This is a genomic window from Crossiella sp. SN42, from assembly GCF_023897065.1.
Taxonomy (GTDB): domain Bacteria; phylum Actinomycetota; class Actinomycetes; order Mycobacteriales; family Pseudonocardiaceae; genus Crossiella.
Genome location: NZ_JAMHIV010000003.1, coordinates 242,767 through 261,637, shown reverse-complemented (window position 1 = coordinate 261,637; position 18,871 = coordinate 242,767). Strand labels below are relative to the sequence as shown.

At 72.6% G+C, this 18,871-nt stretch carries 20 protein-coding genes; 14 read left to right on the top strand and 6 right to left on the bottom strand.

Features of this window, described 5'->3' with window-relative positions; all coding sequences use genetic code 11:
* Nucleotide 1: 1 nt before the first annotated feature.
* The gene (locus M8C13_RS06055) at nt 2-553 is read left to right on the top strand and encodes a TetR/AcrR family transcriptional regulator (protein WP_252479469.1); all 552 of its coding nucleotides are present in this window, start codon (nt 2-4) and stop codon (nt 551-553) included.
* A 1-nt stretch (nt 554) separates the two neighbouring features.
* On the opposite strand, the gene M8C13_RS06050 is transcribed toward M8C13_RS06055, so the two are convergent.
* Together M8C13_RS06050 and M8C13_RS06045 are read right to left on the bottom strand one after the other, a co-directional pair.
* On the bottom strand, nt 555-1,463 hold the full coding sequence (locus tag M8C13_RS06050; RefSeq protein WP_252479536.1) for an NADP-dependent oxidoreductase: 909 nt from the start codon (nt 1,461-1,463) through the stop codon (nt 555-557).
* A gap of 49 nt (nt 1,464-1,512) precedes the next feature.
* On the bottom strand, nt 1,513-2,490 hold the full coding sequence (locus M8C13_RS06045; protein WP_252479468.1) for a helix-turn-helix domain-containing protein: 978 nt from the start codon (nt 2,488-2,490) through the stop codon (nt 1,513-1,515).
* An 84-nt stretch (nt 2,491-2,574) separates the two neighbouring features.
* On the opposite strand from M8C13_RS06045, the gene M8C13_RS06040 reads away from it, so the two are divergent.
* From M8C13_RS06040 to M8C13_RS06000, 9 genes are all read left to right on the top strand, one after another.
* Nucleotides 2,575-3,438 (top strand): NAD(P)-binding domain-containing protein, encoded by an 864-nt coding sequence (locus tag M8C13_RS06040; protein ID WP_252479467.1) that lies wholly within the window; start codon nt 2,575-2,577, stop codon nt 3,436-3,438.
* A gap of 1 nt (nt 3,439) precedes the next feature.
* On the top strand, nt 3,440-4,033 hold the full coding sequence (locus M8C13_RS06035) for a DinB family protein (RefSeq protein ID WP_252479466.1): 594 nt from the start codon (nt 3,440-3,442) through the stop codon (nt 4,031-4,033).
* A gap of 37 nt (nt 4,034-4,070) precedes the next feature.
* The gene (locus tag M8C13_RS06030; protein WP_252479465.1) at nt 4,071-4,958 is read left to right on the top strand and encodes a GNAT family N-acetyltransferase; all 888 of its coding nucleotides are present in this window, start codon (nt 4,071-4,073) and stop codon (nt 4,956-4,958) included.
* Nucleotides 4,959-5,015: 57 nt separating this feature from the next.
* Complete coding sequence (locus M8C13_RS06025; protein WP_252479464.1) at nt 5,016-6,185, top strand: FAD-dependent monooxygenase; 1,170 nt, start codon at nt 5,016-5,018, stop codon at nt 6,183-6,185.
* Between the two features lie 190 nt (nt 6,186-6,375).
* Entirely contained in the window at nt 6,376-7,512 is a 1,137-nt protein-coding gene (locus M8C13_RS06020; protein WP_252479463.1) for a GNAT family N-acetyltransferase, read from the top strand.
* On the top strand, nt 7,509-8,675 hold the full coding sequence (locus M8C13_RS06015) for a hypothetical protein (protein ID WP_252479462.1): 1,167 nt from the start codon (nt 7,509-7,511) through the stop codon (nt 8,673-8,675). The genes M8C13_RS06020 and M8C13_RS06015 overlap by 4 nt, the downstream gene beginning before the upstream one ends.
* Nucleotides 8,672-11,194, top strand: coding sequence for an acyl-CoA reductase (locus tag M8C13_RS06010; protein WP_252479461.1), 2,523 nt, complete (start codon nt 8,672-8,674; stop codon nt 11,192-11,194). Before M8C13_RS06015 ends, M8C13_RS06010 begins: the two co-directional genes overlap by 4 nt.
* A gap of 87 nt (nt 11,195-11,281) precedes the next feature.
* Complete coding sequence (locus tag M8C13_RS06005; protein WP_252479460.1) at nt 11,282-11,689, top strand: hypothetical protein; 408 nt, start codon at nt 11,282-11,284, stop codon at nt 11,687-11,689.
* Between the two features lie 100 nt (nt 11,690-11,789).
* Nucleotides 11,790-12,878 carry a hypothetical protein gene (locus tag M8C13_RS06000; RefSeq protein ID WP_252479459.1) on the top strand — a complete coding sequence of 363 codons (1,089 nt, stop codon included), beginning with the start codon at nt 11,790-11,792 and terminating at the stop codon, nt 12,876-12,878.
* Here the strand turns inward: M8C13_RS06000 and M8C13_RS05995 are convergent.
* Nucleotides 12,871-13,503 (bottom strand): NAD(P)-dependent oxidoreductase, encoded by a 633-nt coding sequence (locus tag M8C13_RS05995; RefSeq protein ID WP_252479458.1) that lies wholly within the window; start codon nt 13,501-13,503, stop codon nt 12,871-12,873. The genes M8C13_RS06000 and M8C13_RS05995 overlap by 8 nt on opposite strands.
* A gap of 100 nt (nt 13,504-13,603) precedes the next feature.
* Here M8C13_RS05995 and M8C13_RS05990 point away from each other — a divergent pair, with 100 nt between their 5' ends.
* Both M8C13_RS05990 and M8C13_RS05985 read left to right on the top strand, forming a co-directional pair.
* Entirely contained in the window at nt 13,604-13,975 is a 372-nt protein-coding gene (locus M8C13_RS05990) for a helix-turn-helix domain-containing protein (protein ID WP_252479457.1), read from the top strand.
* Nucleotides 13,972-14,256: a hypothetical protein gene (locus M8C13_RS05985; RefSeq protein ID WP_252479456.1), complete on the top strand. Its 285-nt coding sequence runs from the start codon at nt 13,972-13,974 to the stop codon at nt 14,254-14,256. Before M8C13_RS05990 ends, M8C13_RS05985 begins: the two co-directional genes overlap by 4 nt.
* 3 nt (nt 14,257-14,259) lie before the next feature.
* On the opposite strand, the gene M8C13_RS05980 is transcribed toward M8C13_RS05985, so the two are convergent.
* Nucleotides 14,260-15,510 (bottom strand): phenylacetate--CoA ligase family protein, encoded by a 1,251-nt coding sequence (locus M8C13_RS05980; RefSeq protein ID WP_252479455.1) that lies wholly within the window; start codon nt 15,508-15,510, stop codon nt 14,260-14,262.
* An 84-nt stretch (nt 15,511-15,594) separates the two neighbouring features.
* Nucleotides 15,595-16,353, bottom strand: coding sequence for a class I SAM-dependent methyltransferase (locus M8C13_RS05975; RefSeq protein ID WP_252479454.1), 759 nt, complete (start codon nt 16,351-16,353; stop codon nt 15,595-15,597).
* A 79-nt stretch (nt 16,354-16,432) separates the two neighbouring features.
* Between M8C13_RS05975 and M8C13_RS05970 the strand changes: the two genes are divergently transcribed.
* Together M8C13_RS05970 and M8C13_RS05965 are read left to right on the top strand one after the other, a co-directional pair.
* Nucleotides 16,433-17,323 carry a winged helix-turn-helix transcriptional regulator gene (locus M8C13_RS05970; protein ID WP_252479453.1) on the top strand — a complete coding sequence of 297 codons (891 nt, stop codon included), beginning with the start codon at nt 16,433-16,435 and terminating at the stop codon, nt 17,321-17,323.
* Nucleotides 17,301-17,993 (top strand): alpha/beta fold hydrolase, encoded by a 693-nt coding sequence (locus M8C13_RS05965; RefSeq protein ID WP_252479452.1) that lies wholly within the window; start codon nt 17,301-17,303, stop codon nt 17,991-17,993. The genes M8C13_RS05970 and M8C13_RS05965 overlap by 23 nt, the downstream gene beginning before the upstream one ends.
* On the opposite strand, the gene M8C13_RS05960 is transcribed toward M8C13_RS05965, so the two are convergent.
* Complete coding sequence (locus M8C13_RS05960) at nt 17,990-18,856, bottom strand: alpha/beta fold hydrolase (protein ID WP_252479451.1); 867 nt, start codon at nt 18,854-18,856, stop codon at nt 17,990-17,992. The genes M8C13_RS05965 and M8C13_RS05960 overlap by 4 nt on opposite strands.
* Nucleotides 18,857-18,871: the final 15 nt, after the last annotated feature.

The following is an 18,871-nucleotide window of genomic DNA, read 5'->3' as shown; positions in this document are numbered from 1 at the left end:
CATGCCACCGGACTCCACCGCGACCAAGGCCCGCCTGCTGGAGGCGGCCACGGCCGAGTTCACCCGCTACGGCATCGCCGGGGCGCGGGTGGACCGGATCGCGGAGCAGGCCAAGGCGAACAAGCGGCTGCTCTACGTCTACTTCGGCAACAAGGACGAGCTGTTCGACCTCGTGCTGGCCCGCTCCACCGCGGTCATCTCCGACCTGGTCCCCTTCACCCCCGATGACCTGCCCGGCTACGCCGTCGGCCTGTTCGACGCGCTGCTGGCCAATCCGGATGTGTTGCGGCTCAACGCCTGGCGGCAGCTGGAACGTCCGATGACCGCCGAGGAGCGGACCGCGGAACTGGCCTACAAGCAGCAGCCCCTCGCGGAGGCGGACCTGGCCACCGGGCTGGATCCGGAGGACCTGCTGATCCTGGTGATCGGGCTGGCGATGGCCTGGTTCACCCACTTCGGCGCCCCGCAGCCAGACGATGAGGCTGAGGCAGCGCGGGTCGCCCGGCACCGGGAGGCCATCCGGGAGGCCGCGCGCCGCCTCGCCACCGGCTGAGTCAGCCGACGATCAGCACCACCTTGCCGCGGCCGTGCCCGGTGGCCACTTCGCGGTGCGCGTCCTGGATCTCGTGCAGCGAGTAGGTCCGGCGCACCGGGAACTTGAGCTTGCCCTCGGCGTAGAGCTGGGCCAGCCCGGCCAGCCGCTCCGCCGACCTGGTGCCGTAGACCAGCTGAACTCCCAGGTCAGCCGCTCGGTCGTGGTCAACAAGGGTGACGATCTTCGCCGGTGCCACCAGCGCCAGGGACAGGTCCAGGGCCGCTCCCCCGGCTCCGTCCAGCACCGCGTCCACCCCGCCGGGGGCCAGCTGGTGGATCCGGTCGGCCAGGCCCTCGCCGTAGATCACCGGGGTCGCGCCGAGGGAGCGCAGGTAGTCCTGGTTGACCGGGCTGGCGGTGCCGATCACCTTGGCGCCGCGCAGCTGGGCCAGCTGGACCGCGGCGGTGCCCACCGAACCGGCCGCGGCGTGCACCAGCAGGGTCTGGCCCGGCTTGAGGTCGAGCTGGTCCAGGGCCAGGGTGGCGGTCTGGGTGCCCGCGGTGAAGCCGCCTGCGACCTCCCAGGGCATCTCCGGTGGCTTGGGGGTGACCGCGTCCGCGCCGACCACCACGTACTCGGCCTGGGCGTTGAGCACCGAGAAGCCCAGCACCTCCGCGCCGGCCTCGATCGTGTCGACCTGCTCCCCCACCGCGTCGACCACCCCGGCGAACTCGTTGCCCAGCGGCTGGGGGAACTCCACCGAGCCATACGGCGGGGTCCAGCCGCCGCGCACCGCGAGGTCGAAGGGCTGGATCCCGGCCGCGCGCACCCGCACCCGGACCTGGCCGGGTCCCGGCTGCGGGATCGGCAGCTCCACCACGTCCAGGACCTCGATCCCGCCGAACCTGGTGGCCGCGGCGGCCCGCATCGTTTCTGTTGTCATGACAGGGATTCCACTACCTCTGGTTAGGTGGAGGTCAAGCGGTGTAGGCGCGGCGGTAGTCGGTGGGCGCGATGCCCAGCTGCGTGGCGAAGTGCCGCCGCAGGTTGGCCCCGCTGCCCAGGCCGCAGCGCTCGCCGACCTGCTCGACGGAGAGCGCGGTGGTCTCCAGCAGGGCCTGGGCGTGTGCGAGGCGCTGGCCGAGCAGCCATTGCAGCGGGGTGGTGCCGGTGGCCTCGTGCAGGCGGCGGAAGAAGGTGCGCTGGCTCAGCCCGGCCCGCCGGGCCAGCTGGGCCACGGTCAGCGGGCGGTGCAGGTTGCGGGTGGCCCACTCCAGCACCGGGGCGATGCTGTCGTCGTCGGTCTCCGGCACGTGCCGGGTGACGAACTGGGCCTGCCCGCCGGTGCGGTGCGCGGGCACGCAGAGCTGGCGGGCGAGCTGGTTGGCCACGTGCGCGCCGAGGTCCTGGCGCACCAGGTACAGGCACAGGTCCAGCCCGGCGGCCGCGCCCGCGCTGGTCAGGATCTGGCCCTCGTCGATGTAGAGCACCGAGTCGTCGACCTGGACCTTGGGGTAGCGGCGGGCCAGCTCGGCGGTGTAGTTCCAGTGCGCGGTGGCGCGGCGGCCGTCCAGCAACCCGGCCTCGGCCAGCACGAAGGCCCCGTTGCACAGCGCGGCGATCCGCGCCCCGGCCTCCGCGGCCTCCTGGAGTTCCTTGACCAGCAACGGATCCAGGGGTTCGGTGCCGTGCAGCACGGCCTCGGGCACCGAGGGCACGATGATGGTGTCCGCGCCGCGCAGGCCCTCCAGGCCGTGCTCGGGGTGCAGCACAAAACCGTGCTCAGCCCTGGGCAGGTCGGGTCGCATGCCGCACAGGCGGGTGCGGTACCAGGGATCGGCCAGGTCGGGGTGGTCCACGCCGAAGACCACGCAGGCCAGGCCGACCTCGTAGACGTCCCACAGCGAGGGCGCCTCGTCCTCGGCCACCACGATGGCCACGGTGCCGGTGCTCATGTCCGGCAGCCTATGGCAGTAATCGTGCGGATGTCGGCATTTCTGCCACTGTTGATCTCCGCGCACAGGGTTGAGGCTGGTCAGGTGACTGAATACGACGTGACCGTGCTGGGCCTGGGCCAGATGGGCTCGGCCCTGGCCGCCGCCCTGCTGCGCGCGGGCCACCGCACCGCGGTGTGGAACCGCACCCCCGCCAAGACCGCCGCGCTGACCGCCGAGGGCGCGCACGCCGCGGCCACCGCCTCCGAGGCCCAGGCCGGCAGCCCGGTGGTCATCGCCTGCGTGCTGGACTACCCGGCCCTGCACGAGATCCTGGACCCCGCCGCGCTGGCCGGGCGCACCCTGGTCAACCTCACCTCCGGCTCCCCCGAACAGGCCCGCGAGACCGCGCAGTGGGCCGCCGGCCACGGCATCGACTACCTCGACGGCGGGATCATGATCACCCCGCCGGGCATCGGCAACCCGGAGTCCATGCTGCTCTACAGCGGTTCCCGGACCGCCTTCGCCGCGGCGGAGCAGCTGCTGGCGGCCTTCGGCGAGGCGATCCACCTCGGCGAGGACCCCGGGGTGGCCTCGCTCTACGACACCGCGCTGCTGGGCATGATGTGGTCGACCATGACCGGTTGGCTGCACGCCGCCGCCCTGGTCACCGCGGACGGGGCCACCGCCGCGGAGTTCACCCCGCTGGCCCTGCGCTGGCTGGGCGATGTCAACGGCTTCATCCGCGCCTACGTGCCGCAGGTCGACCAGCGCGCCTACCCGGGCTTCGACGCCACCATCGACGTGCAGCTGGCCACCATCGAGCACCTGGTGCACGCCAGCCAGGTGCGCGGGGTGGACGCCGCGCTGCCCGAGCTGCTGCGCGACTACGCGGCCCGCGCGGTGGCCCAGGGGCACGGCGGTGACGGCTGGGCGCGGGTCATCGAGCTGCTGCGCAAGGCGGCCTGAGGTGCGCTGGCCAACCCTGCTCGACACCGCCGCCAACGACAGCTTCGCGACGCTGACCACGGTCGCGGACGCGGACTGGACCCGCCGGGCCGACGGCCTGGACTGGTCCTGCCGCACCACCCTGGACCACCTGGTGGAGGGCCTGCTCTGCTACACCGCCCAGCTCGGCACCGGGGCCGCCGACAGCTGGACCGCGCTGCTCGGCGGTCTGCGGCCGGACGCGCCGATCCGGGACTGCCTGGCCGGTGTCCGGGCCGCCGCCGCGCTGCTGTCGGCCGCGGTCCGGCACGCCGATCCGGCCGATCGAGGCTGGCATCCGTGGGGTGTCGCGGACGCGGCCGGGTTCGCCGCGATGGGCGTGGTCGAGCTGACCGCGCACACCGGCGACCTGGCCCGCGCGCTCGGTGTGGGCTGGCGGCCCGATCCCGGGGTGTGCGCGGCGGCGGTGGACCGGCTGTTCCCGGAGGCGCCCGAGGGTGATCCGGTGGCGGTGCTGTGGTGGTGCACCGGGCGCGGGGAACTGCCGGGACACCCGCGGCGGCGGAGCTGGCAGTGGCGTGGCGGCGTCCCGGCCAGGTCGAGATCGGGTAACTAATTCGCCATCCCGGCCGGCCAGGCATTTCACTGACCGGATGGATGGCTTCCAGGTGGCACGTCCCGGCTCCGCCGATGTCGCGGAGATCCTCGCGCTGGTGCACGCCAGCGACATCGCCGCGGTCGGGTTCGCCGACTTCGACGAGTCCGAGGTGGTCTCGGCGCTCGCGGAGTCCTGGGTGGTGCGCGACCGGGACGGCCTGGCCGTGGGCTGGGGCTACCTCGACCCGCCCGGCGCGGCCGAGGAGGTCTGCTGCGAGGCCTACGCCCGTCCCGGCGCGGACCCGGCCGTCCAGGCCGAGCTGGTCCGGCTGCTGCTGGGCCGGCTCGCCGAGCGGGCGCCGGTGACCGCCAGGTCGGCCGCGACGCCCGGCGAGACGGCCTACATCCGGGTGCTGGAGCAGGCCGGTTTTGCCTTCGAGCGGCAGCACGCGCGGATGACCCGGCCGCTGACCGGCGACGAGCAGCGGCCGGCTCCGGTGCCCGGCTACACCCTGCGCAGGCTGAACTCCGGCGAGCTGGTGGAGTGCCACGAGCTGCTGCGCACCGCCTTCACCGGCGCCGCCCAGCCCTTCCCCGGCACCCTCGGCGAGCTCGCGGACACCCCGGGCATCCGGTGGGCGGAGTCCCTGGTCGCCGAGGCCGACAGCGGTGAGCTGGCCGGGGTGGTGGTGTCCTCCGGGCAGTCGCCGGCCAGCGAGGAGGGCTGGGTGAAGTGGCTCGGCGTGCTGCCCGCGCACCGCGGCCGCGGCCTGGGCAGGGCGCTGCTGGCCGGCGCCTTCGCCGCCTACGCCGAGGAGGGTCTGGGCAAGGCCGGGCTGGGCGTGGACACCACCAACCCGACCGGGGCCTACCGGCTCTACGAGTCTGTCGGTATGACCCCGGCCTACCTGACCAACATCTACCGGCAGGTCATCACCGGCTGACCAGCGCTGTCAGCCGATGGTGCGTGGGTGGTCAGCGGGTCCGGCCAGGCTGCGCCCATGACCAACCGCAACGTGCTCATCTCCGGCGCCAGCATCGCCGGTCCCGCGCTGGCCTTCTGGCTGCGCCGCTACGGCTTCAACCCCACCGTGGTCGAACGCGCCCCCGCCCTGCGCGAGGGCGGCTTCGCCGTCGACTTCCGCGGCCCGGTGCACCTGGAGGTGTTGCGCCGCATGGGCATCCTGGACGAGGTGCGCGCCAAGCAGACCGACGCCGGGGAGATGATCGTGGTGGACCGGGACGGGCGGCGGCTGGCCGGGCTGCCCGCCTACTTCATCTCCGGTGAGGTGGAGATCCTGCGCGGGGACCTCTCCCGGATCATCTACGACCGCACCAAGGACGAGGTCGAGTACGTCTTCGGCGACTCGATCAGCTCGCTCACCGAGACCCCCGACGGGGTGGAGGTCACCTTCGAGCGCGGCGCGCCGCGGACCTTCGACCTGGTGATCGGCGCGGACGGGCTGCACTCGGCCGTGCGGCGGCTGACCTTCGGCGCGGAGTCGCGGTTCCTGCGGCACCTGGGCTACTACGTGTGCGGGTTCTCCATGCCGGACCACCCCGGCCTGGACAACCACAACCGGCTCTACAACGAGCCCGGCCGGGGCGCCTCGCTGGGCGGCGTCGAGGCGGGCACGCTGCTGGTCTTCGCCAGCGACCCGCTGGAGTACGACCGGCGGGACCCCCAGCAGCAGATGAAGATCGTCGAGCGCACCTACGCCGGGATGGGCTGGGAGACCTCGAAGATCATCGACGCGATGTGGGCGGCGCCGGACTTCTACTTCGACTCGATCAGCCAGGTGCACATCGACCGGCTCTCCCGCGGCCGGATCGCGCTGCTGGGCGATGCCGGGTACGGGGCGACCTGCGGCGGGCTGGGCACCGGGCTGGCCATCGTGTGCGCGCACGTGCTGGCCGGGGAGCTGCACGCCGCCGACGGCGACCACCGGGTGGCCTTCCGGCGGTACGAGGAGATCATCCGCGAGTACGCCACCGGGTGCCAGAAGACCTCGGAGAACGCCGGACCGTTCCTGTCCCCGCGCACCGCCTTCGGGATCCGGCGGCGCAACCTGATGTACAAGGCGCTCAGCTCCCCCCGGCTCAGTTCTTTCTTTAACAAGCTGACCACGAAGGCGGCGTCCGGACTGCGGCTGCCGGACTATCCGCGTTGACCTGCTTCCCACACCTCGCACGAATTACGACATACGGTGGGATCGCGTTGTGAGCCTGATCGCCCCATCAGGACATCTTCGCTGGTCAGGCCTTTATCAAAGAAGTCTCAAGGCCTTGCGGGGGCTAGTCTTCGGAATCGCTCCGGTCGACGTCTGAGTCCCGGCCGCATTCCATGAGAAGGAGACTTGAGTGGGGCCTGTGTTCGAACGGGCGAGTCTGGACGACATCGACGAGTTACTCCGGCTCTACCGCCGGGTCTACGGCCGCGCCTACGCGCTGCCGCTGGGCACCGACCCGCAGGTGATGGCCGCCGAGATCACCTCCGACCGCACCAGCTGGCTGGTCGCCAGGGAGCGGGGTGAGCTGGTGGCCTCCATCGTGGGCAACGTCGAGCCCGCCGACCGCCTCGGCAAGATGCAGGGACTGGTGGTGCACCCCGAGCACCGCGGTGGCGGGGTGGCGCAGCAGGCGGTCAGCTCACTGGCCGAGCTGATCCTCTCCGACGGGCGCGCGGACTCCGTCTACGCCACCGCGCGCACCACCTCCACCGCCCCGCAACGGATCTGCCTGCGCAATGGGTTCAAGGCAATGGGCATCTTCCCGAACCTGCGCAAGGCCGCCCGGCACGAGACCATGGTCCTGCTGGCCCGCCACCAGGAGGGCGTGCTGGAGCAGCGGCACCCGGTGGAGCGGGTCCCGGCCAGCCTCGGCCCGCTGCTGGCGGCGGTCGAGCAGGTCGTGGGCCTGCCCACCCGGCCGGAGCTGGTGCCCGATGTGGAGGTGCCGGTCCAGCGCGGGGAGTCCCCGGCCCCGGAGGTCGAGCTGATCAGCGCGCCGAAGTTCGTGCTGCGCCGCTACAACGAGCAGCTGACCAACCCCGGCCGCCGCTTCTACCCCTTCCACACCCCGAACGTGCTGCTGGCCGCGGCCGACGGCTCCTACGAGGTGTTCGCGCACCTGTCCGGCAGCGACGGCTACTGCACGCTGATCGGCGCCAACCCGGACGCGATGGCGGTGGCCCGGCACCTGGACCTGCTCATCGAGCAGCTCAACGACTACGGGGCCTTCTACATCGAGACCCTGGTGCCGCTGCACGCCTTCGACGAGCTGGGCCAGCTGCTCGCGCACGGCTTCCTGCCCGCCGCGGCCTACCCGGCGATGCGCAAGGACGGCGAGCTGTTCCGGGACTACGTGGTGATGGCCCGCACCATGCAGCCGCTGGACTTCCGCGGCCTGGCCATCGACGCGGCGTTCCAGCCGTTCACCGAGCAGTACATCGAAGCCTGGAAACAGATGTATCTCAACACACGCGGGGTGTTCCGGTGAGTTCCTACCTCGGACCGGTCACGGTCCCCGACCCGGCCGCGCTGGCCTCGGTGCAGCGGCTGTGCGACCTGGCCGCCCCGTATGCCGCGGGCGCGGAGGCCGACGAGCTGTTCGTGGCGGCGATGAACGAGTCCAACGCCTGGCACGCCGCGCGCTCGCCGTTCTTCGACTCGCTGTGGCAGAGCAAGGGCCGCCCGCAGCTGGAGTCCATTGTGGACATTCAGCGGCAGCCGTTCGTGCACGCCAACTTCTTCAAGATGCACGAGGTCGTCTCCATCCCGCGCGAGCAGGTCAAGCTGCACGTGACCTCCTCGGGCACCACGGGCCAGAAGTCGCAGATGTTCTTCGACGAGTGGACCCTGCGCGCCGGGCAGCGGATGGTGGCCCGCATCTTCGACCACTACGGCTGGATCGACGACAGCCGCGCGGTGGACTACCTGATCTACACCTACCAGCCCAGGCCGGGGCTGAACCTGGGCGCCTCCTTCACCGACAACTACCTGTGCGACTTCGCCCCGGTCCACCGGGTCGAGCACGCGCTGCCCAGCACCGGCACCGGCCACGAGTTCGACGCCTTCGGCGCGATCCGCTCGCTGCTGCGCTCGGCCGAGGACGGTGTCCCGGTGCGCATCCTGGGCTTCCCGGCCTTCCTGTCCTTCACCCTGGACCGGATGCGCAACATGGGCATGAAGCCGATCCAGCTGGACCCGGCCTCGCTGGTGGTCTTCGGCGGTGGCTGGAAGGGCAACGCGGACAAGCAGGTCAGCAAGCCCGAGCTCTACGGCAAGATCGCCGAGCAGCTGGGCATCCCGGACGAGCGGATCCGGGACGGCTTCGGCTCGGTGGAGCACTCGGTGCCCTACATGGAATGCGCGCGGCACAACATGCACGTGCCGGTGTGGTCGCGGGTGCTGATCCGCTCGGTGCGCGAGCTGGCCCCGCTGGGCTACGGCGAACCGGGCTACCTGCAGTTCGTCTCCCCGTTCATCACCTCCGCGCCCGCGCAGAGCGTGCTGATGGGCGACCTGGCCTCGCTGCACGCCCCGGAGGAATGCGGCTGCGGCGCGCCGACGCCGTGGTTCAAGATCCTGGGCCGCGCGGGGTTGAGCCGCAACAAGAGCTGTGCCATCGCCGCCGCCGAACTGCTGAAGGAAAAGTCGTGAACCAGCACTACTGGCAGGGCGAGTGGGTCGAGGACGCCGAAGCGGACCGCCGCCTGGACACCCTGGAGGAGCTGACCCAGCAGGTGCTCGGCGGTGAGCCGCTGAGCCCGCTGCTGGTGCTGGCCGCCGCGGAGAAGGTGGTCGCCCAGCTCCGCGACGCCGAGAGCCCGGTGCGCCGCAGGCTGGCCGACCGGCTCGCCGCCTGGCAGGTGCCCGCTGCCGAGATCGAGGCCACGCTGACCCAGCTCACCGGCGCGCTGAGCCGGGAAACCTTGGAGCGCAAGGTGGTCCGGGAGCTCGGCGGGATCGACCCCGGCCGGCTGACCCGGTTCGACTTCCGGCAGGAGATCTTCGAGGCCTGGGCCCCGGTCGGGCTGCTCGCGCACATCGCGCCCGGCAACGCGCCGGCGGCCGGGGCGATGAGCGGCCTGGAAGGGCTGCTCTCCGGCAACCTCAACGTGATCAAGACCAGCGGGGACGACTCGCGGTTCACCGCCGAGCTGCTGGCCGCGCTCGCCGAGGCGGACCCGACCGGGCAGATCGCGCGGCGGGTGATCGTGCTGCATTACTCCTCGGCCCGCAAGGACTGGCTGGAGCGGATGTGCGCGCCCGCGGACGCGGTGGCCGCCTGGGGTGGCGAGGAAGCCCTCGCCGGGGTGGCCTCGGTGCTGCGGCCGGGTTGCCGCCTGGTGGACTGGGGACCGAAGCTGTCCTTCGCCTACCTCACCGCCGCCACCTGGAACGACCAGGACACGCTGCGCGCGGTGGCTGGGGACGTGTGCCTGCTCGACCAGCAGGCCTGCTCCAGCCCGCAGGTGATCTACCTCGACACCGAGGACGACGGCGAGGTCTTCGCCTTCGCCGAGCGCTTCGCCGCGGTGCTGGCCGAGACCGTGGCCAAGACCGAGACCCGCGAGCCCAGCGACCCGGAATGGGCCGAGATCACCAACACCGTGCTGGTCACCCAGCTGGAGGAGCACCTCGGCCTGACCAAGGTGCACGCCGCCAAGGACGGGTCCTGGCGGGTGCTGGCCGACACCCGCTCCGCGCTGCGCGCCTCCCCGCTGTACCGCACGGTGTGGGTGAAGTCCTTGTCCCGCAACAAGATCGCACAGGTGCTGCGGCCGATGCGCCGGTACCTGCAAACCGTCGGACTCGGCGCGGACCGGGACGAGGTGGCGGTGCTGACCCGGGCGCTGATCGGCGCGGGCGTGCAGCGGATCACCATGCCGGGGCGGATGCTGGGCAGCTACGACGGCGAGCCGCACGACGGGGTCTACGCCCTGCAGCGCTACAGCCGCCGGGTGGACGTGCAGCTGGACGAGCGGTTCACCGGGCACGCCTGCCTGGACGACCTGGTCTCCTCCCGGCCGCTGCCGCCGCCCGCGGTGCCGGTGACCACCAAGGCCCGCTTCGACGAGCTGCAGACCGACCTGAGCCGGGCCGAGGTGTTCTTCCGCAGCGGCGGCACCACCGGCGAGCCGAAGCTCTCGGCGTTCAGCTGGGCCGACTACGACGAGCACATGCGGCACGGCGCGGAGGGCCTGCTGGCCGCCGGGCTGGACCCGCGCACCGACCGCACCATGAACCTGTTCTTCGGCGGCCAGCTCTACGGCGGTTTCCTGAGCTTCTTCTCCGCGGTGGAACGCCTGGGCGCGGTGCAGTTCCCGATGGCGGGCCAGCAGAACCTGCACGACCTGGTGGCCAAGTCCATTGTGGACAACCGGGTGGACACCCTGCTCGGCATGCCCAGCTACCTGCTGCGGCTGTTCGACGAGTCCGGGGACGTGCTGCGGAACTACCGGGGCGTGCGCAAGATCTTCTACGGCGGCGAGCACTTCAGCGAGCAGCAGCGGCGCTGGCTGACCGAGGAGTTCGGCGTCGAGGTCATCCGCAGCGCCGCCTACGGCAGTGTGGACGGCGGCCCGCTGGGCTACCAGTGCCCGGACTCCCCGGCCAGGGTGCACCACCTGTTCGCGGGCATCCAGACCCTGGAGATCCTGGACCGGGAACAGGACCGCCCGGTCGGCCCCGGCGAGACCGGCCGCCTGGTCTTCACCGCGCACACCCGCCGCGGCCAGCGCCTGGACCGCTACGAGATCGGCGACCTGGGCCGCTGGCTGACGCAGGACTGCCCGTGTGGTCGCAAGACGCCGAGGTTCGAGCTGCTGGGCCGCTCCGGCGACGTCTTCCGCAGCGGCGGCCACTTCCTCAACTACCGCCGCTTCCTCGCGGTGGCCGACGAGGCCTTCGCCTACGCAGGCGACCTCCAGCTGGTGCTGGCCGAGGAGGGCGAGCGGGAAAGCCTGACCATCCGGCTGGAACAGGGCAGGACAACCCTGGACGCCGAGACGGTGCGGGCGGAGTTCCTGGACCGCTACCCGGAACTGATGGTCACCGCGGTCCGCGACGGGCTGGTGGACCTGCACGTGCAGCTGGCCGATCCCGGGATCTTCGAGCGGACCGGGGCCAGCGGCAAGCTGGTCGCGGTGGTGGACCGGCGCGCTCGCAACAGCTGAGCGCGCCAGGACAGCGGCGGACCGGAACCCCGAGCCCGGCCCGCCGCTGTTCGCCTGGATGTCAGCCCCGACACCTACCCTCGGCTCATGAACGCACGCCTCAACGCCCTGCTCGGGCTCTGGCGCTCCCGCGGCCGCACCGTGGACGAGCCGCCGATCGAGATCATCGGCACCGACGACTACCAGTGGTTCCCCGGTGAGCGGTTCCTGGTGCACCGGGTGGACGTGCGGGTGGGCGGGGAGCACGTGCAGGTGCTGGAGATGATCGGCCCGCACGACCCGGCCACCGACAGCTACCCGATGCGCGCCTTCGACCACCAGGGCGGGTTCAGCGAGATGACCGCGACCGTGGACGCCGACGGGGTGTGGACCTTCGCCGGTCCGGACACCAGGGCGACACTGCGGGTCGGCGAGAACACCATGGCCGCCACCTGGGAGCGCCTGGTGGACGGGCAGTGGCGGCACTGGATGGACATGGGCTTCACCCGAGCCTGACCGGCGCTGGGTCAACGGCAGACTCACAACCGGCTCACAACTTCCTGACAACTCGCCCCTACCGTCGGTGACGGCCACCCGCCCGCCGAAGGGAAACCCCGTGCCCGTGCACACCGCCGCCGTCTCCACCACCGCCGCGCTGCTGATCGCCCTGGCCCCGGCGCTGTCCCAGGCCGAGGCCGAGGGCAGCGGGATCGGCGCGGTGGCCTACGACCTGGGCCGGGCGGCCTTCCGCACCCCGGCCATGCCGGAGCCGCTGGAGCTGACCGCGGTGGTGCACTACCCGGTGCGGCGCAGCGCCCGGCCCGCGCCGGTGGTGCTGATGCTGCACGGCTCCTGGCACTCCTGCGCCGACAACGCCGAGTGGCCGTGCCAGAGCTCCGCGCCGATGCCCAGCCACCGCGGCTATGACTACCTCGGCCGGGCGCTGGCCCAGCGCGGGATCATCGCGGTCGCCATCGCGGCCAACGCGGTGGAGGGGCAGTGGAACAAGCTCGGCGCCACCGGCCCCGACCGGCCCATGCAGCCCTACCAGGCGCGCGCGGACCTGATCAACAAGCACCTGGCGATGTGGCAGCGGCTGGCCGCCACCGGCGAGGGCGAGCTGGCCGGGCGGTTCATCGATCCGGACACCGGCGCGCCCCGCGAGGTCGACTTCCGCGGCCGCGCCGACCTGAGCCGGGTCGGCACCCTCGGCCACTCCCGGGGCGGCAAGGCGGTGATGTGGCAGGCGGCCGATCGCGAGCGCGGCAAGGTGCCGGCCGGGGTGCGGGTGCGGGCCGTGCTGCCGGTGGCCCCGGTGTACTTCCCGCTGGTGGAGGGCGATGTCAGCGACGGGCTGGTGACCACGGCGCCGGTGCGGGTCCTAATCAGCACCTGCGACGGCGCGATCGGCGAGGCCGGCCGCGGCTATGTGCGGGACGCGCTGGCCGCCGGGACGAAGTTCCCGGTCTCGGCCGGCACGTACCGCGGTGGCAACCACAACTTCTTCAACACCCAGTGGTCACCGGAGAGCGGCCAGCAGCACGCCTACGACGACGCCCCCGGCAAGGACGAGGACCCGCAGCTGCCCGCCGGTCACTGCCGCCAGCCTGCCGACGACGGGGTGGTGCGGCAGCTGACCGAGTCCGAACAGCGGGGCCGGGCCACCGACGAGGTGGTCAAGTTCTTCACCCACGCGCTCAGGTGAGCGGGTAGACCGCGACCTGCCCGCCGTGGTGGCGCGGGGTCTCGATCTCCTCGACGACCGCGGTGGCGAAGTCCACCCCGGAGAGCGCACCCTCCGGCCGCGGCCAGCCAGGGGTGACGAACCCGCCGTCGGTGCGGTGCCCGGTGCGCCCGGCGGCGAAGTCGAACTCGCCGATCGGGCTGAGCACCAGCCAGTCCAGTCCCGGCGAACCGGCCAGCACCGCCGAGCCGGCCGCGTGCCCGAGGCAGAACGGCCGGTACTCCGCGGGGAACTCCGGCGAGTCCAGCAACCGGACCTCCGGCGCGGACTCCAGCAGCACCGCGATGCCCAGCACCAGCACCCGCACTCCTGGCACGGCGGCCAGCGCGCGGGCCGCGGCGGGGTAGAACTCGGCCGGGTCGGCGCTGACGTCGTAGACGGTGCTGACCGCGACCTCGTGGCCGGGCACCAGCGCGGCCACCGAGTCCGGGTCGGTGACGTCCCCGGCGACCACCCGGCCGGGCAGGTCGGGATGGCGGGCCGGGTCGCGCACCACCGAGGTCACCTGGTGGCCGCGGGCCAGCGCCTCGGCGGCCACCAGTCGCCCGACCCGGCCACCCGCGCCAAAGATGATGATCTTGCTCATGTCTGCCCCAGTTCGTCCGCACCGTGCCGATCACGGCTCTGAGCTGGACGGTATCCACGGCATACTTGTTACTTCAAAGGTACTTGGTTACCGTCCGAACGTGCCCGAGCCGCTGCGCCCCGACCTGTTCGACCCGGCCTGCCCGTCCAGCGCGCTGCCCTTCCGGATCGGCGACAAGTGGACCGCGATGGTCATCCGCTGCCTGGAGCACGGGCCGCGCCGCTTCACCGAACTGCGGGTGCCGATGGCGCGGGTGACGCCGAAGGTGCTCACCGAGACGCTGCGCGCGATGGAGCGCGACGGCATGCTGACCCGCACCCACCACCCGGAGATCCCGCCGAGGGTGGAGTACGAGCTGACCGAGCTGGGCCGCTCGCTGCTGGGCCTGCTGGACTCCTGCTGCGCGTGGGCCGAGGTCCATCTGCCGCAGGTGCTGGCCGCGCGCGAGAAGCACGAACAGGCCTCGGCGTGACCGAGATCCGCTGGCGTTCCTTCCGGGACAGCTGGACCGACCACCTGGGCCGGGTGTGGACCAGGCTGAAGCCGCGTCAGCTCTCGGCCCGGGAGGCACGCCCGTTCGCGCTGCGGGAGTCCACGCTGGTCGCGCTGGAGTCGACGGATCCGGACCTGGCCTGGCTGGAGCTGCCCGCGCGGCGGGAGTTCTGGGCCACCCGGGCGGAGTCCGGGCACCGCTTCAGCAGGTGGCGCGCGGACACCGGCGAACTGCTGCTGATGATCACCGAGGAGTGCTAGGCCTCAGGCGCCGCGCTCGTCGAGCAGCCGGACCAGCTTGCCGGTGCGCGGGTTGACCGTGAGCCCGTTGGTCCCGGCCCATTCCACCGCCAGCGGCTGGATCAGGCCGCGCCGGACGTGGTCGGCGAACATCGGCCGCACCTGGTCCAGCCGGGTCGCGATCGCCTCGGCCAGCTCCGCCTCTCCGGTGACCGCGCCGCCCAGGCGCAGCACCAGCTGGTCCTTGGCCTCCTTGCGCCGCAACACCACCTGGATGCCGGTGATGGACTGCCCGGCCGCCGCACCCTCCACAATGGACCGCAGGTCGTCCAGGTAGACGGTCACCGGGCCGACCCTGGCGCCCTCGTCGGAACGGCCCAGCAGCCGGAAGGTGCCCGACTCGACCTCGGTCCACTCGGCCAGGTCGCCCACCGGGTAGCGCAGCACCGGTTGCAGGGTGCGCACCAGGTCGGTCACCACCACCCGGCCGGGGCGGCCCGGTTCGGTGATCGGCTCGCCGGAGTCGATGTCCAGGATCTCCATGATCCGCCCGGGGAAGACCCGGTGAATGCGGGCGTCCGGCTCACCGGCGACCGGGCCGCCGAGGATGCCGCCGTCCACGCTGGCGTAGCCGATGGAGCGGACCTCGGCGTTCGGGAAGGCCGCACGGATGAGCGCGCGCTGGTCGCCGTAGAAGGCCTCGCCGCTGAAGAGCACGATCCGCACCAGCGGCAGTTCCCCGACGGTGTCGGCCACGTGCTGGGCCAGCTGGCACAGCGAGGTGGGCGGCGCGGCCAGCACCGTCGCCCCGAACTCCGCCAGGGTGCTGGCGACGAAGTCCAGGGGCGCGGAACCGGCGATGGGCAGCTGCACGGTGTCCACCGGCGCGTCCTGCAGGGTGTTGAGGGTGAAGATGAAGCTGGAGTACAGCTCCCCGGCGTAGAACAGGTTCGCCACCCGGTCCCCGTCGACCAGGCCGGCCCCGGCCAGGCCGGTGGAGAAGGTCTCGCTCATCTCCCGCCACTCCGCGCGGGTGTAGACCGAGACCCGCGGCGCGCTGGTGGTGCCGCCGGTCTTGAACACCAGCCCGCCGCGGTGCTCGCCGGTGTGCAACCGGTTGTCCCGCAACGTGTTCGCCGCCCAATAGGTGGCGTGGTCCACGATGGGCAGCTCGGCCAGCTCCGGGTTCTCCGGCAGGTGCGCGTACAGGTCCCGGTAGTACGGGGAGTTCTCGCGGACGAACCGGATCAGCGCGGGGAGGGTCGAGGCAGCCACCCGTCGAGGCTAGCGTCACCCGTTCGGACTTTTCCCAGCTCGCGCCGGGGCTGTGCGCCGGGCCACCGGTGAGTTCGATCTCCCCTAACCGGCGACCACCAGCCGCAGCGCGGAGTCGTACTCCGGCTGGGTGCGCAGGTGCCCGAAGCGCCGGTCCCACTCCCCCGACTCCAGATCGGCGGTCAGCTTGGCCACGAACCGCGCCTCGGCCTCGGCGCCGACGAAGCCCCAGCCGGACTGGGCACGCCGCACCGCGGGGTCCAGGAAGCGTTCCGGGCGGCCGTAGAAGGCGTCGGTGATGCCGTCCACGCAGTCCAGCGGCACCGGCACCGGGGTGACCGTGGCACCGCCGAGCACCTCGGCGATGTGCTCGATGGGTTGGTAGCGCTGACGTTCGGCGGCGACCACCTCCGGCGCGTACTCGGCGAACCAGCCCTGGCTCAGCGCCTCGCCGTCCATGCACAGAATGACCACCCGGCCGCGGCTGACCCGGCACATCTCGCGCAGGCCGCGGTCGGCGCCGGACCACTGGTGCACGGTGACGGTGGCCATGGCCGCGTCCACGCTGTTGTCGTCCAAGGGCAGTTCCTCGGCGACGCCGTTGATCGCCGGGGCCAGGTGCGGCGGTCGCTGGGCGCGCATCGCGGCGGCGGGTTCGACCGCGATCACGTGCCGGTCCACCGGTTCGTAGGAGCCCGCGCCCGCGCCGACGTTGACCACGGTGCGGGCCTCGCCGAGGGCGGCGTGCACCAGCGCGGCGATGCGCGGGTCGGTGCGGCGGTGCTGGGCGTAGCCGGCGCCGTGGGTCTCGTAGTCGAAGTCGCCTGCCGGTCTCGTGCGCATGTCGCTCCCCAGGATCGCGTGAGTTCCTTCAAGGAACGCACTATGCTGGCCGCGCGCCCCGCAGGTCAAGGAGGTGACGGTGCGGCGAACGGACCTCTCCGACGCCGACTGCGCGATCGCCCAGTCCCTGGACGTGGTCGGCGACTGGTGGACCCTGCTGGTGCTGCGCGATGTGGCCAGGGGCGTGCACCGCTTCGACGCTTTGCAGGCCGAGCTGGGCCTCTCGCGCAAGGTGCTGGCCGAGCGGCTGCGCCGGCTGGTCGAGCACGAGGTGTTGCGCCGCGAGCGCTACCACGAGCACCCGCCGCGCCATGAGTACCGGCTCACCGACCGCGGCCGCGGCCTGCTGCCGGTGCTCATCGCCCTGCAGGACTGGGGCTCGACCTGGCTGCTGGGCGACGGCACCCTCTCGGCGACCAGCGCCCCGGAGTCCGCGGAGGCCCGCCGGGTGCGCGACCTGGTCGGGACCCGGGTCCCGGAGCTGCTGCTGCCCGCCGCGGACAACACCCGCCGCGACCCGGTCGCCGGCTCGGCCCACACCGTCCTGTACTTCTTCCCCGGCGCGGGCAACGCCCCACCCGGCTGGGACCGCATCCCCGGCGCACCCGGCTGCACCCTGGAGGCCTGCGCCTACCGGGACCGGCACGCGGAGTTCGCGGCCAGGGACGCCACCGTGCACGGGGTCTCCACCCAGCGCCTCGACGAGCTGGCCGCCTTCCGCGCCGCGGAGTCGCTGCCGTTCCCGCTGTTCTCCGACGCCGAGCTGAGCCTGGTCGCGGCACTGCGGCTGCCCACCTTCCGCGCGGCCGGGGCGCACCGGCTCAAGCGGCTGACCCTGGTGGTGGACCGGGACCGGGTGGTGCGCGCCGCGCTGTACCCGATCCCGGACCCCGCGGGTTCGGTGGATGAGGTGCTGGCACTGCTGGACCTGTGGCACTCTGGCGCGGATGCCGCATTTCGAGAGCTATGACGGACTTCGGCTGTCCTACACCACCCTCGGCGAGGGCCCGGCGCTGGTCTGCCTCTCCGGTGGACCCGGCGCGGATGCCACCAGCCTCGGCGACCTCGGCGGGCTGGCCGGGCACCACACGCTGATCCGGCTGGACGCCAGGGCGGGCGGTGACTCCGAGATCCCGGCCGACCAGGGCAGCTGCGCCTTCACCGAGCAGGTCAAGGACGTCGAGGCGCTGCGCGCCCACCTGGGCCTGCCCGCCATCGACCTGCTCGCGCACTCCGCGGGCACCCTCACCGCCCAGGCCTACGCCGCGGCCGAGCCGAACCGGGTCCGGCGGCTGGTGCTCATCACCCCGGCCGGGCGCGGGTCGCGCGAGCCGGATGAGGAGGAGGTGGCCCGGATCAGGGCCAGGGGCGTGCGCACCAGGGAACCGGCCGACAACGGGAACCCGCCGGGCTGGCTGCGCGCGGCCTTCTACGTCGAGCACAAGGCCAAGGCGGTGCCGCACCCGGTGCTGGCGGTGGCCGGGGCCGAGGACGGCATCGCCGGCCTGACCCCGGCGAGGCTGGTCGCCGACCTGCACCCGGCCGGGGTGCTCGCGGTGCTCCCCGGCTGCGGGCACTGGCCGTGGCTGGACGCCCCCGACTCCTTCACCTCGGTGGTCAGCGGGTTCCTGGCCGGTTAACCCGCCAGCACCTCGCGCAGGCGGACGGCGAAGGCCTCGGGCTGACCGGCGTAGCCGTGCTCGCCGCCGGCGAAACCGCCGTGGTGGCTGGGGAAAACGGTGGCCTCCTGGCCGAGCAGCTTGGCCAGGGCCACCGCGGTGCGCCCGGTGAAGGTGTTCCCGGTCTCCTCGCCCACCGCGACCACCACCCGGGTCGGCGCGGCCTTCAGCGCCTCGATGTCGGGCCGGTAGCTGCTCACCGCCCAGGAGCGGTCCGACAGCAGCGGGTCGTCCCGCTTGCCGTCGTCCTCGGTGGGCAGCCCGAACTGGGCCGGGTCGGGCGCGGGCTGGGCGAAGAACTCCTCGGTGAGCTCGCCCTCCCAGGAGGTCATCGCGATGAAGGCGGCCATGCCCGCGCCCCAGCCCTTGGCCAGGTAGACGTCGCGGAACCAGGCGCGGCCCCGGTCGGCGGCCTCGGCGTCGGGCAGCACGTTGTTCAGCGGCGGCTCGTGCGCCACCAGGGTCAGCACGTCCTGCGGGTAGGCGGTCACCAGCGCGAGTGAGGTCACCGCGCCACCGCTGCTGGCGAACACCTCCACCGGCCCGGCGCCGAGGGCCTCGATGAGGGCGTGCAGGTCCCCGGCCTGGGTCTCGGGACTGTGGTCGGTCCGCCCGTCCTTGCGCGTGCTGCGGCCCAGGCCACGCGGGTCGTAGGCGACCACGGTGCGCTCGGACATCAGCGGGGCCAGGGTGGCGAACCCGCTGGCCTCCATGGGCTGACCGACCATCAGCAGCGGCGGGCGGCCGTCGGCGGCAGGCAGCGGGCCGTACACGTCGTAGACGAGGTCGGCTTCGGGGGTGCTCAGGGTGTGCGTCTCGGTCATGCCAGTAGAGACTTC

Excerpts from the sequence above, each read along its gene's own strand:
- M8C13_RS06005 (WP_252479460.1), top strand. The coding sequence starts at position 11,282 with ATGAACGCACGCCTCAACGCCCTGCTCGGGCTCTGGCGCTCCCGCGGC.
- M8C13_RS06030 (WP_252479465.1), top strand. The coding sequence starts at position 4,071 with ATGGATGGCTTCCAGGTGGCACGTCCCGGCTCCGCCGATGTCGCGGAG.
- M8C13_RS06045 (WP_252479468.1), bottom strand. The coding sequence starts at position 2,490 with ATGAGCACCGGCACCGTGGCCATCGTGGTGGCCGAGGACGAGGCGCCC.
- M8C13_RS05960 (WP_252479451.1), bottom strand. The coding sequence starts at position 18,856 with ATGACCGAGACGCACACCCTGAGCACCCCCGAAGCCGACCTCGTCTAC.
- M8C13_RS05995 (WP_252479458.1), bottom strand. The coding sequence starts at position 13,503 with ATGAGCAAGATCATCATCTTTGGCGCGGGTGGCCGGGTCGGGCGACTG.
- M8C13_RS05975 (WP_252479454.1), bottom strand. The coding sequence starts at position 16,353 with ATGCGCACGAGACCGGCAGGCGACTTCGACTACGAGACCCACGGCGCC.
- M8C13_RS06055 (WP_252479469.1), top strand. The coding sequence starts at position 2 with ATGCCACCGGACTCCACCGCGACCAAGGCCCGCCTGCTGGAGGCGGCC.
- M8C13_RS06050 (WP_252479536.1), bottom strand. The coding sequence starts at position 1,463 with ATGCGGGCCGCCGCGGCCACCAGGTTCGGCGGGATCGAGGTCCTGGAC.
- M8C13_RS06025 (WP_252479464.1), top strand. The coding sequence starts at position 5,016 with ATGACCAACCGCAACGTGCTCATCTCCGGCGCCAGCATCGCCGGTCCC.
- M8C13_RS05965 (WP_252479452.1), top strand. The coding sequence starts at position 17,301 with ATGCCGCATTTCGAGAGCTATGACGGACTTCGGCTGTCCTACACCACC.